This window comes from Bradyrhizobium sp. LTSP885, from assembly GCF_000938305.1.
In the GTDB taxonomy this organism is placed as follows: Bacteria; Pseudomonadota; Alphaproteobacteria; order Rhizobiales; family Xanthobacteraceae; genus Bradyrhizobium.
The window spans coordinates 254,632-270,497 of sequence record NZ_JYMT01000021.1 but is presented as its reverse complement, the minus strand read 5'-3'; the positions used below and the strand labels follow the sequence as shown (position 1 = coordinate 270,497).

The window sequence follows — 15,866 nt, the reverse complement described above, 5'->3', positions numbered from 1 at the left end:
ACCTGCGCTTTCGAGAGATTTATTCCCTTCAAATTCTACGGGAAGCTCATGAATGACAATAGCGTGACTCTGTCCTGTCTAGTATTCCAGACAAACGCTTTCTTGCCGGATTTCATCGCGCTTTAGGGAGCTGCGGCCACCCCTTAGCCGAGATCGTGCAGATCCTTCCCCAGCGGCGGCGTCAGGCGAAACGACGAGAAGACGACCTTCAGTCCGGCCCGCTCGGGCGTGCAGGCCATCGGCCCGACGAGGTAGGAGCTTGCCTTTGGGAACGGCGCCAGCCGCATCAGCGGCCAGAGCTTGCCATCGGCTGAGGCCTGCAAGCGCAGCACGCCGCTCGCGACGGTCGCGCGTAGCCAGAACTCGCTGGCGTCGTGCCCATAATGTGCGGTCGCCCAGTCCGACCGCCCGTCGGTCAGAACGCTGCCAAGCATAGCATGGCCGTCCGAGAATTCGATCCCGGCCTTGACCCAATGCTGCGCGTCGAGGCGCACCATAATGCCCGCCTGGTCGTACAGCGCGCGAAAATCGCCCTGGACGCGCAGCTCGGCGGTGAATGCCTCATCGGTCCGGAAGCCGAGGAAATGTCCGCTGTCGCGGTTGAAGCCGTAGTGGGTCTCGCGCCAAAAGTCGCTGGCCTTGTCGGTGACGATCTCGAGGCTGTCGCCCTGCGACGACCATCGTTCCGGTTCGTTCAGCCATACACCATCGTCTCTGCGCAAGATCGGAGTATTCATGTTGACCTCGGTTAGCCGTTTCAGGCCGGTCCTATGCCAACATAGCTTCTCAATTGAGGCACGGCTGCACGAACATCCAAGGAGCTCGGTCCTGAACTGACTACCCGCCGCGGGTCGCGGCAAACACGGCGGCCGCTACGAACAGCGCCGAGATCGCCCACAGCACAAAGGCAAACCGGCCGTCGCCGCTGGCGTCGAGCGCGGCTTCCGCGGGATTGGCGGGATTGACGTGCACCTCGACGGCCGCGCCATCCGGATAGCGCGACAGCAGGCGCTTCAGCATCCTGTCCGAGGCCGAGGCCGAGCCGGCTCCGACGCGGGCGCATTCGTTAGTATAGCTGACGTTCTGGTAGGCGTAGCTGTAGGACACGCGCCTGCCGAACATCTCGGTCCCGCGCCCGCCGCCTTCAGACGCGGCGCCGCGATACTCCTCCATGTCGGACACATGGATCGTACCCGGCATCACCGGCCAGTGACTGGCCGCCGAGGCCTGCCGGCGCACGGCAAACCCGAACAGCGCGACGACGAAACCGAACGCGCCGAGACCGATCACCATCCCCGAAAGATCGGGGCGCGCCATATGGCACGAGAGAAGCTCGTACAATCTGTTGAAGCCGAAGGCCGAACCGAACACGATCGCGAGGACGATTGCGCTGCCGATGCCGAGACAGCCCCACAGGCCCTTCGGCAACTCGCGCTCCAGCACCGCCTGGTCGGGATGCCGGGGATTGTAATAGACGGTCACGATGCTGCCGGCCGGGTATTTCGCCAACGTCTCGGCGACCTCCGAATTGCCGCGGTCCTCGCCGATGCTGACGCGGTTGCCGCGCAGCTTCCTGCCGTTCGCCGTGTATTCGTAGACGACGTTGGCGAAGTTGCGCTGCTCGAGCCGCTCGCCATCCTCGCGATCATCGTCGGGAACCTTGACCTCGCGCAGTTCGACGGTCGACGTCACGACGCAGCCGGCAGTCTGCGGCCAGCCCTTGGCCTCGCGCGCCTGCCAGGTCTTGACGACGGCCGCAATCAGGATCAGCCCGAGCGGCGCGAGCAGCATCGCATAGACAAGCCAAGGCAGGTTAGGCACGGATCGGTTCCCTTCAGCGGTGGCAGCGCCCGGTTGGACGCGCTACCTCGATTAAGGGTTCAACAGGCCGTCGATTTGTTCAGTATCAGACCAGCAGTTCGGTGCGGTACCTGGCCGCGAGCGCCTTGGCGCGCTGGATCCGCTCGGCCCGCTCGGCCGGGCTCAGCTTCGGCGGCGGCGCCGTGCGGCTGTCAACGAGATCGCCGACGGCCATGAAGAACTCCTCCTGCCCTGCCGGCGTGCACATGCAAAGCATGCGCAAGGGCTTGTCCGATGTGTTCTTGAAGGCGTGGGGGGCGTTGGCCGGAATGTTCACGGTTGAGCCTGCGCTCGCATGATGCACCTTGCCGCGAAAGGTCAGCTCGATCTCTCCCTCCAGGATTGTGAACATCTCCTCGAAATCGTGACGGTGCGGTGGCGGTCCGCCGCCGGGCGGGACCAGCATGTCGATCAGGCTATAGCGGCCGCCAGTATCCTCCCCGCTGACGAGGATCGTATAGGTGCCGCCCGCAACTGAGACGTGGCGCGCTGCCGGATCATCCGGGTTGGCGAGCGTGAGCCTGCGGGTCGCGTCGTCCGGCGGGATTGCTGTGGCCATTCGGTGTGTCCTTTTTGAACGCTGTCAGACGTCAGACCGCTCTGCCCGGTTTACCGCGCCCGGGTCAGCGCCAGCCAGATGCCTCCGCCGATCATGAAGCCGCCGGAGATGCGCGACATCAGCCGCGTCCGCTCCCTGGAGAAGAATTTTCGGGCGCGCCCGGCGAGCAACGCGTAGGCCCCGTCGGTCATCGCGGCGGTTGCCATGAAGGTAATGCCGAGCAGTGCGACCTGGGGAATGTGCGGCTTGTCCATGTCCATGAACTGCGGAATGAAGGCGCCGAAGAACACCAGCACCTTCGGGTTCGACAGCAGCACCAGAAAACCCTGCAGGAAGAAGCCACCGCGCGGCGGCGGCGGCGCCTCATCGGTACTGAGGCCCTCGACCGGCGAGCGGATCAGCTTGATGCCGAGCCAGACCAGATAGGCGGCACCGGCAAAGCGCACCCAGTCGAACCAGTAACCCATGGTCGACATCAGCGAGGTCAGGCCGACCGCGACGATGGCGATCACGATTCCGAGCCCGACCTGGGCACCCAGCACATTGATCAGCGCCGAGCGCGTGCCGTAGCGCAGGCCGTTGGCGATCACCATCGTGACGATCGGACCAGGCAACAGCGCCAGCGCAATGCAGGCGGCGACGAAGGCGAAATAGGCTTGCAGGGACATGGGGGGCTCTTTTGTTTGCTCTTGGCATTATGCACGCGAGGGACGCAGATGGAAGCGCCGGACTGCTCCCTCGCCCCGCCCTTGCGGGGAGAGGGTGGGGTGAGGGGCTCTCTCCGCGAGGTGGTGCGAGTAGATAGACCTGTACCCCCTCACCCGGATCGCAAGAGCGATCCGACCTCTCCCCGCAAGCGGGGCGAGGTAAAAAAGCACGCGCGTTCAGCGCACCTCCATTGCGCTCCGAATCCATTTCTTCGTCTCATATGTCGCCAGGAACTCCAACGTCACCCGCTGCACCCGCGTCGCATCGCCCCTGCCCTGCGCAGCCGCCACCAAGAGATCGCAGCGGTGCGACAGCGCGATGCCGATCGCGGTGCGCTTCCCCTCGGGCATTTCGATGTCATACGCCCGCACGCGCCCACGCATGTCGGCGACATCAACGACGTCACCCGCCTTCAGCGGTACAAACCGCGCGCTGATCATGTCGATATCGGCGACGCGGTCGACCTCGTCGTCATCGGCGACGCCGCTTCCGCAATTGCAGAAGCCGAGCTTGGGCCGGACGTAAACTTCGACGCCTTCGCAATCCGTCGTGCCGCAGCGAAACGCGCGGCCCGCCGGCCAGCCGTCGCGCGGGAACAGCCAGGCAATCTCGCGCCACGCGCCGGCGCGTGGCGGCGCCATCTCGTAGGCAGCGACGGCCGAGAAGCCACCGAGCGCCAGACACATCGCCGCAATGACGGGCCACGAGCGCATCATCGCGGCCTCATGGCAGGCCAGCGACGGCGCGCGCGTCACCGGTCAACTCAAGGATATGCAGGCCGGTGTTGGCGCGGTCGACCGCGTAGATGTAGCCGCGCGCGTCGGTTTCCAGGTTGTTGGTCTGGATCGCGACCTTGCAGCGGTCCTTGCCGTCGATGGTGACGCAGCGCTTGTCGGTCGCCGCCGTGATCGATGGAATGAAATAGCCGACTTCCCTGGGGTGATAGGGATCGCGGATATCGAGCGCGCGGACGCCGGCATTGAAGAAGGCGATGAAGGCCATCTTCTTGTAGTAGACCGGCGCCATGCTCTCGTTCGACGAATGCGAACCGAACCGGCCGCCGCGCTCGCAGAATGAGCCCGAGGCCTCCGGCACGGTGTAGCTCGAAATCATCATCGGCCGCGCCTCCGTCGTGACGTCGGCGAACCACACCATCTGCCGCGCCTCGCCGCATTCGTTCTGGATCGCCTCGTCGACGATCATCACGATGTCACGCGTACCGCCGTCCTTGTCATGCGCAAACTCCGCGATTCTCATGCCCAGCATCGGAAACGTCGTGTGCGCGCCGTTCATCGCCGACATCGGCATCCGCGCGATCTCGGGGAATTTCAGATTGTCGGGCGTCGGCTCCTTCGGCCCGTTCAAGAGCTTGTCGCGATCGACGATCTGCAGGAAGCCGCCCTTGTCGGTGCCGTAGCCGAAATAGACCCGGTTGCCCTTCACGCCGGTCGAGATCGGCCCGTGCAGTTCGGTCGGCACCGCGCCGGTCGCGCCCGGCTCCTGCCCGGGCAGGCCGAAATCTCGGATCTTCGCCGGATGCGCCGGATCGGAGAGATCATAGATCTGCGTCATGCGCCGGGTGCGCCAGTCCGGCGCGCCCGACACCAGGAAGGCGATGCCGGTGTCGCATTCCCAGAAACTCTTGTGGGTGTCCTTCAGGCCACCGAGCCGCGTCACCAGCACGGGGTCGGCGGGATCGGCGACGTTCCAGATCTCATGCGCCTCGCTGCCGAAGGTGCGCAGCATGTAGACCGCGTTGCGATCGCCCTTCGGCAAATCCTTGCCGTCGCAGATCCGCACCATCTGCGCGCCGCCGGATTCATATTTGCCTTCCTGACCCGGAATGTGCCGCAGATATTTCGGGTGCGCGGGATCGGTGACGTCGACGATCGAGGTGCCGTTCGGCTCGGCGTTGCCGGTCATCGGATTGACAGGATCGGGAATGTCGTCGGTGCCGCCGTGATGGCCGATATAGGCGATCCAGCTGTTACCCTGGTGATGAATGGTCGGCTGATAGGCGCTGCGCGCTTGCAGGTCGTTAGTTCCGACCAGCTTCATGTTGGAGGCTTCGGGCGGGTCGCCGATCCTCTGCTGGGCGCTCGCTCCGCACGCGAACAGAACAAACACAATCGTGCAGCAAACCGCCGAAACGCGACCACCCATGCGCATCACCCCGAATTCCCAGACCAATCTGCGTTGGCTGCAGGGGACGTTAGCATGGCGACATCAGCGCCAAAACACACGTTGGCGAGATTTCTCAGGCCAAGCCGAGGAGTTGAGGATTGCGATGCCGACGTAGATACGGACACGAGGACGTGCACCACGGAGTGAATCGTGTTATGATGGCAACCATGGCGAAGAAGGCTACCGGGACTACAGGCAGCAAGGCTGGTAAGTTCGTTATCGGCCGCGCCGGCTTTGCAAAGATAAGCGCGGTCGAGGGCATCCGCTTGACCGCGCCTATGAAGAAACGCGCCGACGACGCCCGGTCAAAGGGGCTTACCGCGGAAGAATACCGGATGACCATTATTCGCAGCCACCGCAAGGCCTGAGCGGCCGCGAATGTATGATGCTGTAAACGACCCCTATACTTACGAGAACTCGACCGTCCTGGTGAACAGGCTAGACCTGCGTGGCCAGGACGAGCTTGATGCCTTTGAGGCTGAGATATCAAGTGCTCGCGCAGAAGACCCGCTGCCAGAGGGCTTGCTGGACTTTAGCCATTACAAGGCTATCCATCATCACCTGTTCCAGGATGTCTATGAGTGGGCAGGTCAGGTCCGTACCGTTCGGATATCGAAGGGCGGCAATCCATTCTGCTTCCCGGAGAATATCGAGGGCCAAGCAGTCAAACTGTTTAGCGACTTGAGTCGGGACAATTATCTGCAGCGTCTCGGCACGTCTGACTTCTCGGTCAGGGCTGCGCACTTTCTGGCGGAACTAAATGCCATTCACGCCTTTCGTGAGGGCAATGGCAGGTCACAGCTCGCATTCTTTGCGCTGCTGGCCGACCGCGCCGGACATCCTCTCACGCTCGACAAACTCGACCCTGAAGCGATGTTGGCTGCCATGATTGCGAGTTTTGATGGAGACGAACAGCCGCTAGTCAAGATGATACAGTATCTGCTGGGTGAATAGGCTACCCCAACGCCCGTAGTTCGCGCCGCAGCACTTTGCCAGTCGCCGTCATCGGCAGGCTGTCCACGAACTGCACGACGCGCGGGTATTCATGGGCGGCGAGTTGCACTTTCACGAACTCCTGGATCTCGCGCGCCAGCGCGTCATCAGGCGCAAAACCTGGGCGCAGCACGATCCAGGCCTTGATCGATTCGGTCCTGATAGGATCGGGAATGCCGACCACGGCTGACATCGCGACCGCCGGGTGCTTCATCAGCGTGTGCTCGATCTCGGACGGGCCGACGCGATAGCCGGCCGTCGTGATCACATCGTCCTCGCGGCTGACGTACCAGAAATAGCCGTCCTCATCCTGCACGCCGAGATCGCCGGTCAGCAGGAATTCGCCGGCATATTTCTTCGCGGTCGCCTCCGGATTGCGCCAGTATTCAATCATGGTGCAGGGACACGGCTGGCGCACGCCGATGATGCCGCGCTGTCCCCGCGGCAGTTCCTCGCCTCTGTCGTTGACGATGCGGACGTCGAAGCCCGGCGTGGCGCGGCCCATCGAGCCCGGGCGGATCGGAAACAGATTCGAGTTGCTGCCGATCACGAGATTGCATTCGGTCTGGCCGAACACCTCATGGGCATCGATGCCGAAGGTGTCGCGCACCCACCCCAGCAACTCGCCGCCGAGCGACTCGCCGCCGGTGAAGATGCTGCGCAGCTTGACGCCGGGGTTTGTGACATCAGCCTGCCGCATCAGCTTCAGCGCAGTCGGCGGCAGGAACACGTTGCGGATACCGAGATCGGCCATCATCTGCATCGCCGCCTGCGGTTCGAATTTGCGCGCGCGGTGCCCGACCAGCGGGATGCCGTGATACCAGAACGCGAACAGGCCGTTGATCAGGCCACCGATCCAGGCCCAATCCGCCGGTGTCCACATCAAATCGCCGGGACGCGGCAGGAAATTGTGGCACATCTCGACATTGGGCAGATGGCCGAGCACGACGCGATGCGCATGCAGCGCGCCTTTTGGGTTACCTGTGGTGCCCGAGGTGTAGATGATCAGGCCAGGATCATCGGCCGAGGTGTCGACCGTGGCGAAGTCCGGCGAGGCCGATTTGATCGCGCCCCAGAATGACTTTGTGCCCGCGGGTGTGCGATCGCCGACGACGTAGACGGCCTTCAGCTCGGGCAGCCGGTCGCGGATTTTTGCGATCTTCACCCAGCCGGCCTCGTCGGTGACGATGGCCTTGGCTTCCGAGTTCGACAGGCGAAATTCGAGCGCATCCTCGCCGAACAGCGCGAACAGCGGGATCGAGATCATCGCCGAGCGGAACGCGGCGAGATGCGCGACCGGCAGTTCGAGCGACTGCGACAGAAACACCGCGACGCGGTCGCCGCGGACCAGGCCGTCGGCATCAAGCACATTGGCGAAACGGCGCGAGGCGTCCGCGACCTCGTCGAACGTGGTGCGCGTGGTGCCGCCGTCCTCGTCGACGTAAACCAGCGCCAAGCGGCCGGTGCCGTCGGCGTAACGGTCGCAGCAGGCGGATGCGATATTGAAGCGCTCAGGGACATCCCAGCGGAAGTTGCGGGTGAGTTCGTCGTAGGTTGCGGCTTCAGTCAGCATGGCTGCCAGCGTGGTTGGACATCGGAGACTTGACCTTACCCGAACCAAAGATTTTTCGAGAGGCGCTTTGCGATCACCTCACGTTCAGCTATCCCAAGGCACGTCATACGACACAAGGGAGACAAGACAAGCCATGATGGGGGATCGTTTCATGCCGCAAATGACGCGCCGCAACATCCTTCGCGCCGGTGCGACGCTGGCGGCAGTCGCGCCGTTTCTGCCGGCATCGGCGGCCGATGAGGCCGCAAAGCCGAAATCGCGCCTGATCCTGCTCGGCACCGCCGGCGGACCGACACCGAAACCCAATCGCGCGGCGCCCGCGCAGGTCATCGTCGTCAACAACACGTCCTATGTGATCGACTGCGGCAACGGCGTCGCCCGTCAGATGATCCTGGCGAAGCTCAAGCTGGCGTCGATCCGCAGCGTGTTCCTGACGCATCACCATTCCGATCACAACGCCGACTACGGCAATTTGCTGCTGCTGGCCTGGGCGACCGATCTCGCCAAACGCGTCGACACCTACGGGCCGCCGCCGCTGGCGGAGATGACCCGGCAATTTCTCGCCCTGAACGACTATGACATCCGCACCCGCATGACCGATGAGGGGCGCCCGCCGCTTAAGGACCTGATCGTTCCGCATGAGATCAGCGCCGACGGCCTCGTCATGCAGGACGACAACGTCAAGGTGACCGCGGCGCTGGTCGAGCATCCACCGGTGGCGCCCGCGTTCGCCTACCGCTTCGATTGCCCCGACCGCTCGATCGTGATTTCGGGCGACACCAGGCCATCGCAAAACCTGGTCAAGCTCGCGCAGGGCGCCGATGTTCTGGTCCACGAAGTCATGCACCTGCCCTCGCTCGAGCAACTGATCGCGACCGAGCCGAACGCCAAGACACTGCGCGAACATCTGCTGGCGAGCCACACCACGACCGAGCAGGTCGGCCGCATCGCCACCGAGGCAGGGGTCAAGACGCTGGTGCTGTCGCACTTCGTCCCCGGCGGCTATCCCTTTCTCAAGGACGAGGTCTGGTTCGACGCGGTGCGGCCGTTCTTTTCAGGAAATCTCGTCGTCGGCCACGACTTGCTGGAGCTGTAGTTTCAACTTCCCTGCATGAATGCACTCTGCCGTCGTCCCTGCGTAGCCCGGATGGAGCCAACGGGTCGCGCGAACGCGCGCCCGATGACAGGCTCCGCGTAATCCGGGGACCACGCCGCGTGGACGGACTTACCCGGATTGCGCTTCGCTCCATCCGGGCTACGGCATCAGCCCGCGAGCGCGGCCTTCACCAGGCCGCTGGCCTTGCCGAAATCCATTTGCCCGGCGTATTTCGCGCGCAGCACGCCGATGACCTTGCCCATGTCCTTCATGCCGGCAGCGCCGGTCTCGGTGACGGCAGAAGCGATCGCGGCCTTGACCTCGTCGTCGGACATCTGTTTCGGCAGGTAGGCGGAGATCACCGCGATCTCTTCGCGCTCCTGGGCGGCAAGCTCGGCGCGGCCGCCCTTGTCGTAGAGCTCGACCGATTCCTGGCGCTGCTTGATCATCTTCTGCAGCACGCCGAGCAGGTCGGCGTCGGAGAGCGGCGGCTTGCCCTGCCCGCGCGCGTCGATATCGGCGTTCTTGATGGTCGAATTGACCATGCGCAGCGTGGAGAGCTTGCGCTCCTCCTTCGCCCTCATCGCATCCTTGACCGCATTGTTGATGTCGTCGCGCAGCATTGTGATGTCCTTAAACCGAGTAATCCCCTCATGTAGGATGTTCGCAATAGCAGAACAACCTAGTTTCGGAGCCAGTCGGCCAGCGCATCCGCGCAGGCTTCGGGCTGCTCGGGCTGCGGCAAATGTCCGCAATTCGGCAGGATCACGAGCTTGGCGCCGGGGATGCCGTTGGCCATCTCCGATGACAGCGCATTCGGGATGGTGTTGTCCTCATCGCCCGTCAGCACCAGCGTCGGACATCGGATCCAGGCCAGCGTCGGCCGCGAGTCCGGCCGGCTCATCACCGCCATCTGCTGGCGGATGAAGGCCTCCGCGCCGACATCCGCGCCCATGTCGTAAACCAGCTGCCGCAAGCTTGCATCCGCGAGCCGCGACGGATGCACGAAGCCGGGGAAGAGCTCGTCGAGCACGCCGCGATAATCGCCGCCCCTGGCGCGCTCGATCATGCCGCGGCGGCGCGTGCTGGCCTCCGGCGTATCCGGGCGCGCCTGGGTGTTGATCAGCGCCAGTTTTGCGACCCGCTCCGGCGCCTGGCGCATGATCTCGAAGGCGATGTAGCCGCCCATCGAGTGCCCGGCGAGCGCGAAGCGCGGCGGCGCCTCGGCGAGGATCCGGCGGGCGATCGCGCCCATATTGTCGTCGCGGATGTGGTTGGCGACCGTAACCGGCCCGAACCGCCACAGCGCCGGGATCACGGGGGCAAAAATCCGGGGTGACGAGACGAGGCCCGGGACGAGCAGGATCGGCATCGAATTGTCCATGCGAAGGCTCCGAACCGGGTCATTTTCGGCAAGCAAACGGCCGCCGAGGGGAACTTTAGATTAAAAGGCCGTTCGGGCCTGTCAAATCGACGGGCAATGCGGTGTGAATCGACGCCCTTTCGCTTTGACGCCGCAGGGTGCGGCGACTATTTAAAGGGCTCATGACAACCCCCGTAAACGCTCCCGCCTGGCCGGACCACAAACCGACCGCGCTCCTTGTGCTCGCCGATGGCACCGTGCTGGAAGGCTTCGGCCTCGGCGCGGAGGGCCAAGCCGTTGGCGAGGTCTGCTTCAACACCGCGATGACCGGCTATGAGGAGATCCTCACCGATCCCTCCTATGCCGGGCAGATCATCACCTTCACCTTCCCGCATATCGGCAATGTCGGCACCAACGACGAAGATATCGAGACGGTGAACCTGGCCGCGACGCCGGGCGCGCGCGGCGTGATCCTGCGCACGGCAATCACGGACCCCTCGAATTACCGCGCCACGCGCCATCTCGACCAGTGGCTGAAGACGCGCGGCATCATCGGCCTCTCCGGCATCGACACCCGCGCGCTGACCGCGCTGATCCGCTCCAAGGGCATGCCGAACGCCGTGATCGCCCACGCGAAGAACGGCGAGTTCGATCTGCACGGGCTGAAGGAAGAGGCGCGCGAATGGCCCGGCCTCGAGGGCATGGATCTGGTGCCGATGGTCACGTCCGCCCAGCGCTTCACCTGGGACGAGACGCCGTGGGTCTGGCAGCAGGGCTTTGGCCGGCAGACCGCGCCTGAGTTCAACGTGGTCGCGGTCGACTATGGCATCAAGCGCAACATCCTGCGCCTGCTCGCCGGCGTCGGCTGCAAGGTGACCGTGGTGCCGGCGACGACCTCGGCCGAGGACATCCTGGCGATGAAGCCGGACGGTGTGTTCCTGTCGAACGGCCCCGGCGATCCGGCCGCGACCGGCAAATATGCCGTGCCCGTGATCCAGCAGGTCATCAACTCAGGCACGCCGACCTTCGGCATCTGCCTCGGCCACCAGATGCTGGGCCTGGCCGTCGGCGCCAAGACCATGAAGATGCATCAGGGGCATCACGGCGCCAACCATCCGGTCAAGGACGAGACCACCGGCAAGGTCGAGATCACCTCGATGAATCACGGCTTCGCCGTCGACCAGACGACGCTGCCGAAGGGTGCGACGCAGACCCATATCTCGCTGTTCGACGGCTCCAATTGCGGCATCGCGCTCGAGGGCAGACCGGTGTTCTCGGTGCAATACCACCCCGAGGCCTCACCCGGCCCGCGCGACTCGCATTACCTGTTCCAGCGCTTCGCCGATCTGATGCGGCAGAAGAAGAGCGCGGCGTAGGCCACAGCCGTCATTGCGAGGAGCGCATGCGACGAAGCAATCCACCTTACTCCCGGAGGAATGGATTGCTTCGCGGAGCCTGTCATCGGGCGGCGCTTCGCGCCGACCCGTTAGCTCGCAATGACGGAGATCTTTCCCAATGACTAATCCACAGCCCGAATACGGCGTGACCTCGATAGAGGTAATGGCGTCGATGTCGGGGCTCGATTTCGTGCGCGGAATCTTCGCCCGCAGCCTGCCCGAGCCGCCGATCATGGAGAACGTCGAGCCGTTCGACTGCACGGCGGAGGCAGGCCTCGTGGTGATCCACAGCGTGCCCGGCTTGCGCCACTACAATCCGATCGGCTCGGTGCATGGCGGCTACGCCGCGATACTTTTGGATTCCGCGATGGGGCTCGCGGTGCAGACCATGCTGCCTGCGGGAAGCGGCTACACCACGCTGGAATTCAAGATCTCCTTCATCCGCGGCATGAGCAAGGACACCGGCACCATCCGCACCGAGGGCCGCGTGCTCAACGCCGGCCGCCGCGCCGCGACCGCGGAAGCCCGCATCACCGACGGCAAGGGCAAGCTGATCGCACATGCGACCACGACCTGCCTGGTGTTCGAGATTCCCAAAAACGCCTGAAGACAATCGAGTCCCCGCGCATTGGAGCCATGACGGACGGCGCTGGATTGGCGCCGGCGTTATGTGATTGACTTTCCCGGTCCGAGATCAGTCAAACATGGTCCGGCCAGCGAAGGGAAAACGCCCGATGACCAGCCCCGACATGACCATCCGCGACGTCAGAGTGACGATGCTGCGGCTGCCCTGGGCCGACGATCCCTGGCTGAAAGGCGCAGCGCTGGGGGCGACGCGCGACATTCTCATCTGCGAGGTCGAGACCGCGGGCGGCATCACCGGCATGGGCTATCTGTTCATATTCCGCCCGGGGATGAAGTCGATCGCGGCCTGTCTCGACGAGTGCATCATCCCGCGCGTCAAGGGCAAGGACGCCACCGCGATCGAGGCGATCTGGCGCGATCTGTGGACGGCGACGATGACCTATGGCCGCGGCGGCATCGCCGCGATGGCGATGTCGGCGCTCGACATCGCACTGTGGGATGCGGTCGGCAAGCGCGCCGGCCTGCCGCTGCACCGGCTGTGGGGACATTATCGCTCGCAAATCCCAATCTATGGCTCCGGCTGCTTCCGCGGCGCCGGCGGCGATGGAATGATCGAGAAGGCGCTGCATTTCGTGAAGCAGGGCTACAAGGCGATCAAGATGCAGGTCGCCCATGTCCACACCCCCGCGCAAGACCTCGACAATGTGCGCCGCATGCGCGAGGCGCTCGGGCCCGACATCGACATCATGATCGACGTCAATATGGGCTGGAGCGCCGATGTCGCGATCGAGATGGGACGCAAGTTCGAGAAGTACGATATCTACTGGCTGGAGGAGCCGGTGCCGGCCGATGATTTCGCCGGCTATCAGCGCATCGCTGCGGCGCTGGACATGCGAATCGTCGGCGGCGAGACTCATTTCACGCGGTACGATCTGCGGCCGTTCTTCCTCAATCCCTGCCTGCCGATCCTGCAGCCCGACCCGATGCGCGGCGGCATGACGGATCTGCGCAAGATCGCGGCGCTTGCGGACACCTTCGGTATCACTATCGCGCCGCATCTGTTTCCCGAGTTGAACGTGCATCTGCTGGCTTCGATCCCGAACGGCATCTGGTGCGAGAACATGGCATTGATCGACGATCTCTGGGTCGATCCGCCCGAGATCGCCAACGGCATGATCACGGCGCCGGAGCGGCCGGGACACGGGCTCAGGTTCAAGGAAGAAGTGCTGAAGTTCAAAATCTAGCGGGACAGAACGCTGGGGGTAGCGGCCGGTTTGATCCACACGTGGTTTTTCATGAGGAGACTCTCATGTCCGTCGTCAGCGAAAAAATCGAGCCGGTCCCGATCGTCTTCGAAGATGACGGCCTCGTGCCGAACAACCCGATGCCGTTCCTGGTTTACAAGGGCGCGGTTGCGCTCGATCACAGCCATCCCGAAGCGACGATTGAAGGATTGTTCGGTGCCAATGGCTGGGGCGCGATGTGGCGAAACGGCGTCTACGATTTCCTGCACTATCATGCGACCGTGCACGAAGTGCTCGGCGTTGCGCGCGGACACGCCCGCGTGCGCTTCGGCGGCGATCGCGGCCGTGAGCTCAAGATTTCAGCCGGCGACGTCGCGATCCTGCCCGCCGGCACCGGGCATCAATGCCTTTCGGCCAGCCCCGACTTCTCCGTGGTCGGCGCCTATCCGCCGGGACCGCCGATGGACCTGCAGCGGCCGACAGTGGAAAGCCATGCGAAGGCGTTGAAGACGATCCCGCTGATCGCGATCCCTGCGACCGATCCGGTGATGGGCAAGGATGGGCCGCTGGTGCGGCTGTGGAGGCGGTGACTCTTCCCTTCTCCCCTTGTGGGAGAAGGTGGCTCGCATCGACAGATGCGAGACGGATGAGGGGTCTCTGTCCGCGGAGAGAACCCCTCACCCGGCTTCATCTCGCTGCGCTCGATTGCGCCACCCTCTCCCACAAGGGGAGAGGGTGAATTTCAGGCCGCGTTGCTGCCTTCCTGGCGGCTTGCTTCGAACAGGAACCAGGTGCGGCGCTCGGTCTCGTCGATGAAGGTCTCGAGCAGGCCGGCAGTGCCGGAATCCTCGTGATCGTCGGCGAGCTTGTGCGCCTTGCGCATCGCGGCTGCCATCTGCTTGTTGTCTTCCATCAACTCGCGCAGCATCTCGCCGGGCGGCACATAGTCCTCGTTATTGTCCTGGATGGTCTGATGCTTGGCGATCTGGCCGATCGACTTCAGCGTCGCGCCGCCGAGCTTGCGCACCCGCTCGGCGAGCTGGTCGGTGGTGGCGAAGATCGCATCCGACTGCTCGTCCAGCATCAGATGATAGTCGTGGAAATGCCGGCCGCTGACGTGCCAGTGGAAATTCTTGGTCTTCAGGTAGAGCGCGAAGGCATCCGCCAGAAGCGTGTTGAGCGAGGCCGAGATCTTGTTCACCGCAGCCTGCGGCAGGTCGCTCGGCGTATCGAGATCGGCAGAAATTTTGTCAGTCTTGTCGTCAGTCTTGGCTTTGCTCACGATGGACCTTCCTGTTAGGAACCGGACATTCGGCGCATTGAACATTCGCCGCCGGACCGCTAACGCATCAGCCACCTGCCTGTTCCTGTATCAGGAACCCTGTTTCTTGCCGGAATTGCCCTGAGATGGATGACTGGATCGACTATTACGATTCCACGCATACGATTTATGCGAGCAAACTGCACCGCGACCTGCATTTTGAGGTCATCGCGCGCGACATCGTCGGCTACATCGCCTCGCCCGACGCCGTGGTGCTGGACTATGCCTGCGGTGAGGCGCTCTCAGCAGTGAAGGTCGCGGAGGCCTGCGGAAAGCTCTATCTGGCCGAGCCCGCGCCCGGCGTCCGCGGCCGGCTGATCGCGCGCTTTGCCCCCAACATCACGATCCGCGTGCGCTCGCTCGACGATCTCAGGACAATGGACGAGAACTCGGTCGATCTCGTCGTGATGAACTCGGTCGCGCAATACATGACATCCGCGGAACTGGACTCCGCCTTCGACGTGATCCACCGCCTGCTGAGGCCCACGGGCCGCTTCGTGCTCGGCGACATCCTGCGCCCCGAGGTCGGGATGATCAGCGACGTGCTGGCGCTGCTGCGCTTCGCCGCGACCCACGGCTTCCTGCGCGACGCGCTGATCGGGCTGGTCTCGACCGCGCTGTCCGACTACCGGCACTTGCGCAACAAGGTCGGCCTGCAGCGCTACGGCGAGGACGAGATGATCGCAAAGCTCGGCGCCGCCGGCTTTAGCGCCACGCGCGCCACGCGCAACATCGGGCACAATCCGTGGCGAATGACGTTCGTGGCGCAGCACTGATTGGAAGCCAACGAAGCGTTAAGGTTAACCAAAGGTAAACGTGGCCGCCGCTGAAATAATCAGCAATGATCCACTCGGCCCGGTGGCGGAAGCGTCGACGCGGGAGCAGTGCATTGCTCTTTATCCTGGTTCAAATCCAGGCCGGGCCTCCAGCCTTCTCGCTTCGCGAGCTTCGGCTTGGCAAGCCTATCGTAGCGAAGGCTGCCG

The 15,866-nt window shown here is 63.8% G+C and carries 18 protein-coding genes and 1 tRNA gene; 9 read left to right on the top strand and 10 right to left on the bottom strand.

What is annotated here, in order from left to right; translation table 11 throughout:
- Nucleotides 1–143 precede the first annotated feature (143 nt).
- From UP09_RS15215 to UP09_RS15190, 6 genes are all read right to left on the bottom strand, one after another.
- Nucleotides 144–737: a DUF1349 domain-containing protein gene (locus UP09_RS15215; RefSeq protein ID WP_044538991.1), complete on the bottom strand. Its 594-nt coding sequence runs from the start codon at nucleotides 735–737 to the stop codon at nucleotides 144–146.
- A 100-nt stretch (nucleotides 738–837) separates the two neighbouring features.
- A complete protein-coding gene (locus UP09_RS15210; protein ID WP_052833102.1) occupies nucleotides 838–1,821 on the bottom strand; it encodes a DUF3592 domain-containing protein in 984 nt (327 codons plus the stop codon).
- A gap of 85 nt (nucleotides 1,822–1,906) precedes the next feature.
- On the bottom strand, nucleotides 1,907–2,419 hold the full coding sequence (locus UP09_RS15205; RefSeq protein ID WP_044538989.1) for a cupin domain-containing protein: 513 nt from the start codon (nucleotides 2,417–2,419) through the stop codon (nucleotides 1,907–1,909).
- Between the two features lie 50 nt (nucleotides 2,420–2,469).
- Complete coding sequence (locus tag UP09_RS15200; RefSeq protein ID WP_044538988.1) at nucleotides 2,470–3,087, bottom strand: LysE family translocator; 618 nt, start codon at nucleotides 3,085–3,087, stop codon at nucleotides 2,470–2,472.
- Nucleotides 3,088–3,303: 216 nt separating this feature from the next.
- Nucleotides 3,304–3,882 (bottom strand): hypothetical protein, encoded by a 579-nt coding sequence (locus UP09_RS15195; RefSeq protein WP_245301965.1) that lies wholly within the window; start codon nucleotides 3,880–3,882, stop codon nucleotides 3,304–3,306.
- Complete coding sequence (locus UP09_RS15190) at nucleotides 3,851–5,290, bottom strand: LVIVD repeat-containing protein (RefSeq protein WP_044538987.1); 1,440 nt, start codon at nucleotides 5,288–5,290, stop codon at nucleotides 3,851–3,853. The genes UP09_RS15195 and UP09_RS15190 overlap by 32 nt, the downstream gene beginning before the upstream one ends.
- A 188-nt stretch (nucleotides 5,291–5,478) precedes the next feature.
- Between UP09_RS15190 and UP09_RS15185 the strand changes: the two genes are divergently transcribed.
- The gene (locus tag UP09_RS15185; RefSeq protein ID WP_156164611.1) at nucleotides 5,479–5,679 is read left to right on the top strand and encodes a hypothetical protein; all 201 of its coding nucleotides are present in this window, start codon (nucleotides 5,479–5,481) and stop codon (nucleotides 5,677–5,679) included.
- A 10-nt stretch (nucleotides 5,680–5,689) separates the two neighbouring features.
- A complete protein-coding gene (locus tag UP09_RS15180) occupies nucleotides 5,690–6,265 on the top strand; it encodes a Fic/DOC family protein (protein WP_044538985.1) in 576 nt (191 codons plus the stop codon).
- 1 nt (nucleotide 6,266) lies between these two features.
- On the opposite strand, the gene UP09_RS15175 is transcribed toward UP09_RS15180, so the two are convergent.
- A complete protein-coding gene (locus UP09_RS15175; protein WP_044538984.1) occupies nucleotides 6,267–7,877 on the bottom strand; it encodes an acyl-CoA synthetase in 1,611 nt (536 codons plus the stop codon).
- Nucleotides 7,878–8,028: 151 nt separating this feature from the next.
- On the opposite strand from UP09_RS15175, the gene UP09_RS15170 reads away from it, so the two are divergent.
- Nucleotides 8,029–8,973: an MBL fold metallo-hydrolase gene (locus UP09_RS15170; RefSeq protein ID WP_044538982.1), complete on the top strand. Its 945-nt coding sequence runs from the start codon at nucleotides 8,029–8,031 to the stop codon at nucleotides 8,971–8,973.
- 167 nt (nucleotides 8,974–9,140) lie between these two features.
- Here the strand turns inward: UP09_RS15170 and UP09_RS15165 are convergent, their stop codons facing one another.
- Together UP09_RS15165 and UP09_RS15160 are read right to left on the bottom strand one after the other, a co-directional pair.
- Nucleotides 9,141–9,596 carry a GatB/YqeY domain-containing protein gene (locus tag UP09_RS15165; protein ID WP_044538981.1) on the bottom strand — a complete coding sequence of 152 codons (456 nt, stop codon included), beginning with the start codon at nucleotides 9,594–9,596 and terminating at the stop codon, nucleotides 9,141–9,143.
- A 59-nt stretch (nucleotides 9,597–9,655) separates the two neighbouring features.
- The gene (locus UP09_RS15160) at nucleotides 9,656–10,357 is read right to left on the bottom strand and encodes an alpha/beta fold hydrolase (protein WP_044538980.1); all 702 of its coding nucleotides are present in this window, start codon (nucleotides 10,355–10,357) and stop codon (nucleotides 9,656–9,658) included.
- Nucleotides 10,358–10,518: 161 nt separating this feature from the next.
- Here UP09_RS15160 and carA point away from each other — a divergent pair, with 161 nt between their 5' ends.
- The 4 genes from carA (at nucleotide 10,519) to UP09_RS15140 (ending at nucleotide 14,152) form a co-directional block, all read left to right on the top strand.
- Entirely contained in the window at nucleotides 10,519–11,712 is a 1,194-nt protein-coding gene (gene carA, locus UP09_RS15155; protein ID WP_044538979.1) for a glutamine-hydrolyzing carbamoyl-phosphate synthase small subunit, read from the top strand.
- 139 nt (nucleotides 11,713–11,851) lie between these two features.
- The gene (locus UP09_RS15150) at nucleotides 11,852–12,340 is read left to right on the top strand and encodes a PaaI family thioesterase (RefSeq protein ID WP_044538978.1); all 489 of its coding nucleotides are present in this window, start codon (nucleotides 11,852–11,854) and stop codon (nucleotides 12,338–12,340) included.
- Between the two features lie 127 nt (nucleotides 12,341–12,467).
- Nucleotides 12,468–13,562: a mandelate racemase/muconate lactonizing enzyme family protein gene (locus UP09_RS15145; RefSeq protein WP_052833101.1), complete on the top strand. Its 1,095-nt coding sequence runs from the start codon at nucleotides 12,468–12,470 to the stop codon at nucleotides 13,560–13,562.
- 65 nt (nucleotides 13,563–13,627) lie between these two features.
- Nucleotides 13,628–14,152: a cupin domain-containing protein gene (locus UP09_RS15140; RefSeq protein ID WP_044538977.1), complete on the top strand. Its 525-nt coding sequence runs from the start codon at nucleotides 13,628–13,630 to the stop codon at nucleotides 14,150–14,152.
- Nucleotides 14,153–14,304: 152 nt separating this feature from the next.
- On the opposite strand, the gene UP09_RS15135 is transcribed toward UP09_RS15140, so the two are convergent.
- Nucleotides 14,305–14,844, bottom strand: a complete 540-nt coding sequence (locus UP09_RS15135; RefSeq protein WP_044539194.1) for a Dps family protein — start codon at nucleotides 14,842–14,844, stop codon at nucleotides 14,305–14,307.
- Nucleotides 14,845–14,969: 125 nt separating this feature from the next.
- Between UP09_RS15135 and UP09_RS15130 the strand changes: the two genes are divergently transcribed.
- Together UP09_RS15130 and UP09_RS37630 are read left to right on the top strand one after the other, a co-directional pair.
- Nucleotides 14,970–15,659, top strand: a complete 690-nt coding sequence (locus UP09_RS15130) for a class I SAM-dependent methyltransferase (RefSeq protein WP_044538975.1) — start codon at nucleotides 14,970–14,972, stop codon at nucleotides 15,657–15,659.
- A gap of 76 nt (nucleotides 15,660–15,735) precedes the next feature.
- Nucleotides 15,736–15,811 (top strand) — tRNA-Ala (locus tag UP09_RS37630).
- Nucleotides 15,812–15,866 lie beyond the last annotated feature (55 nt).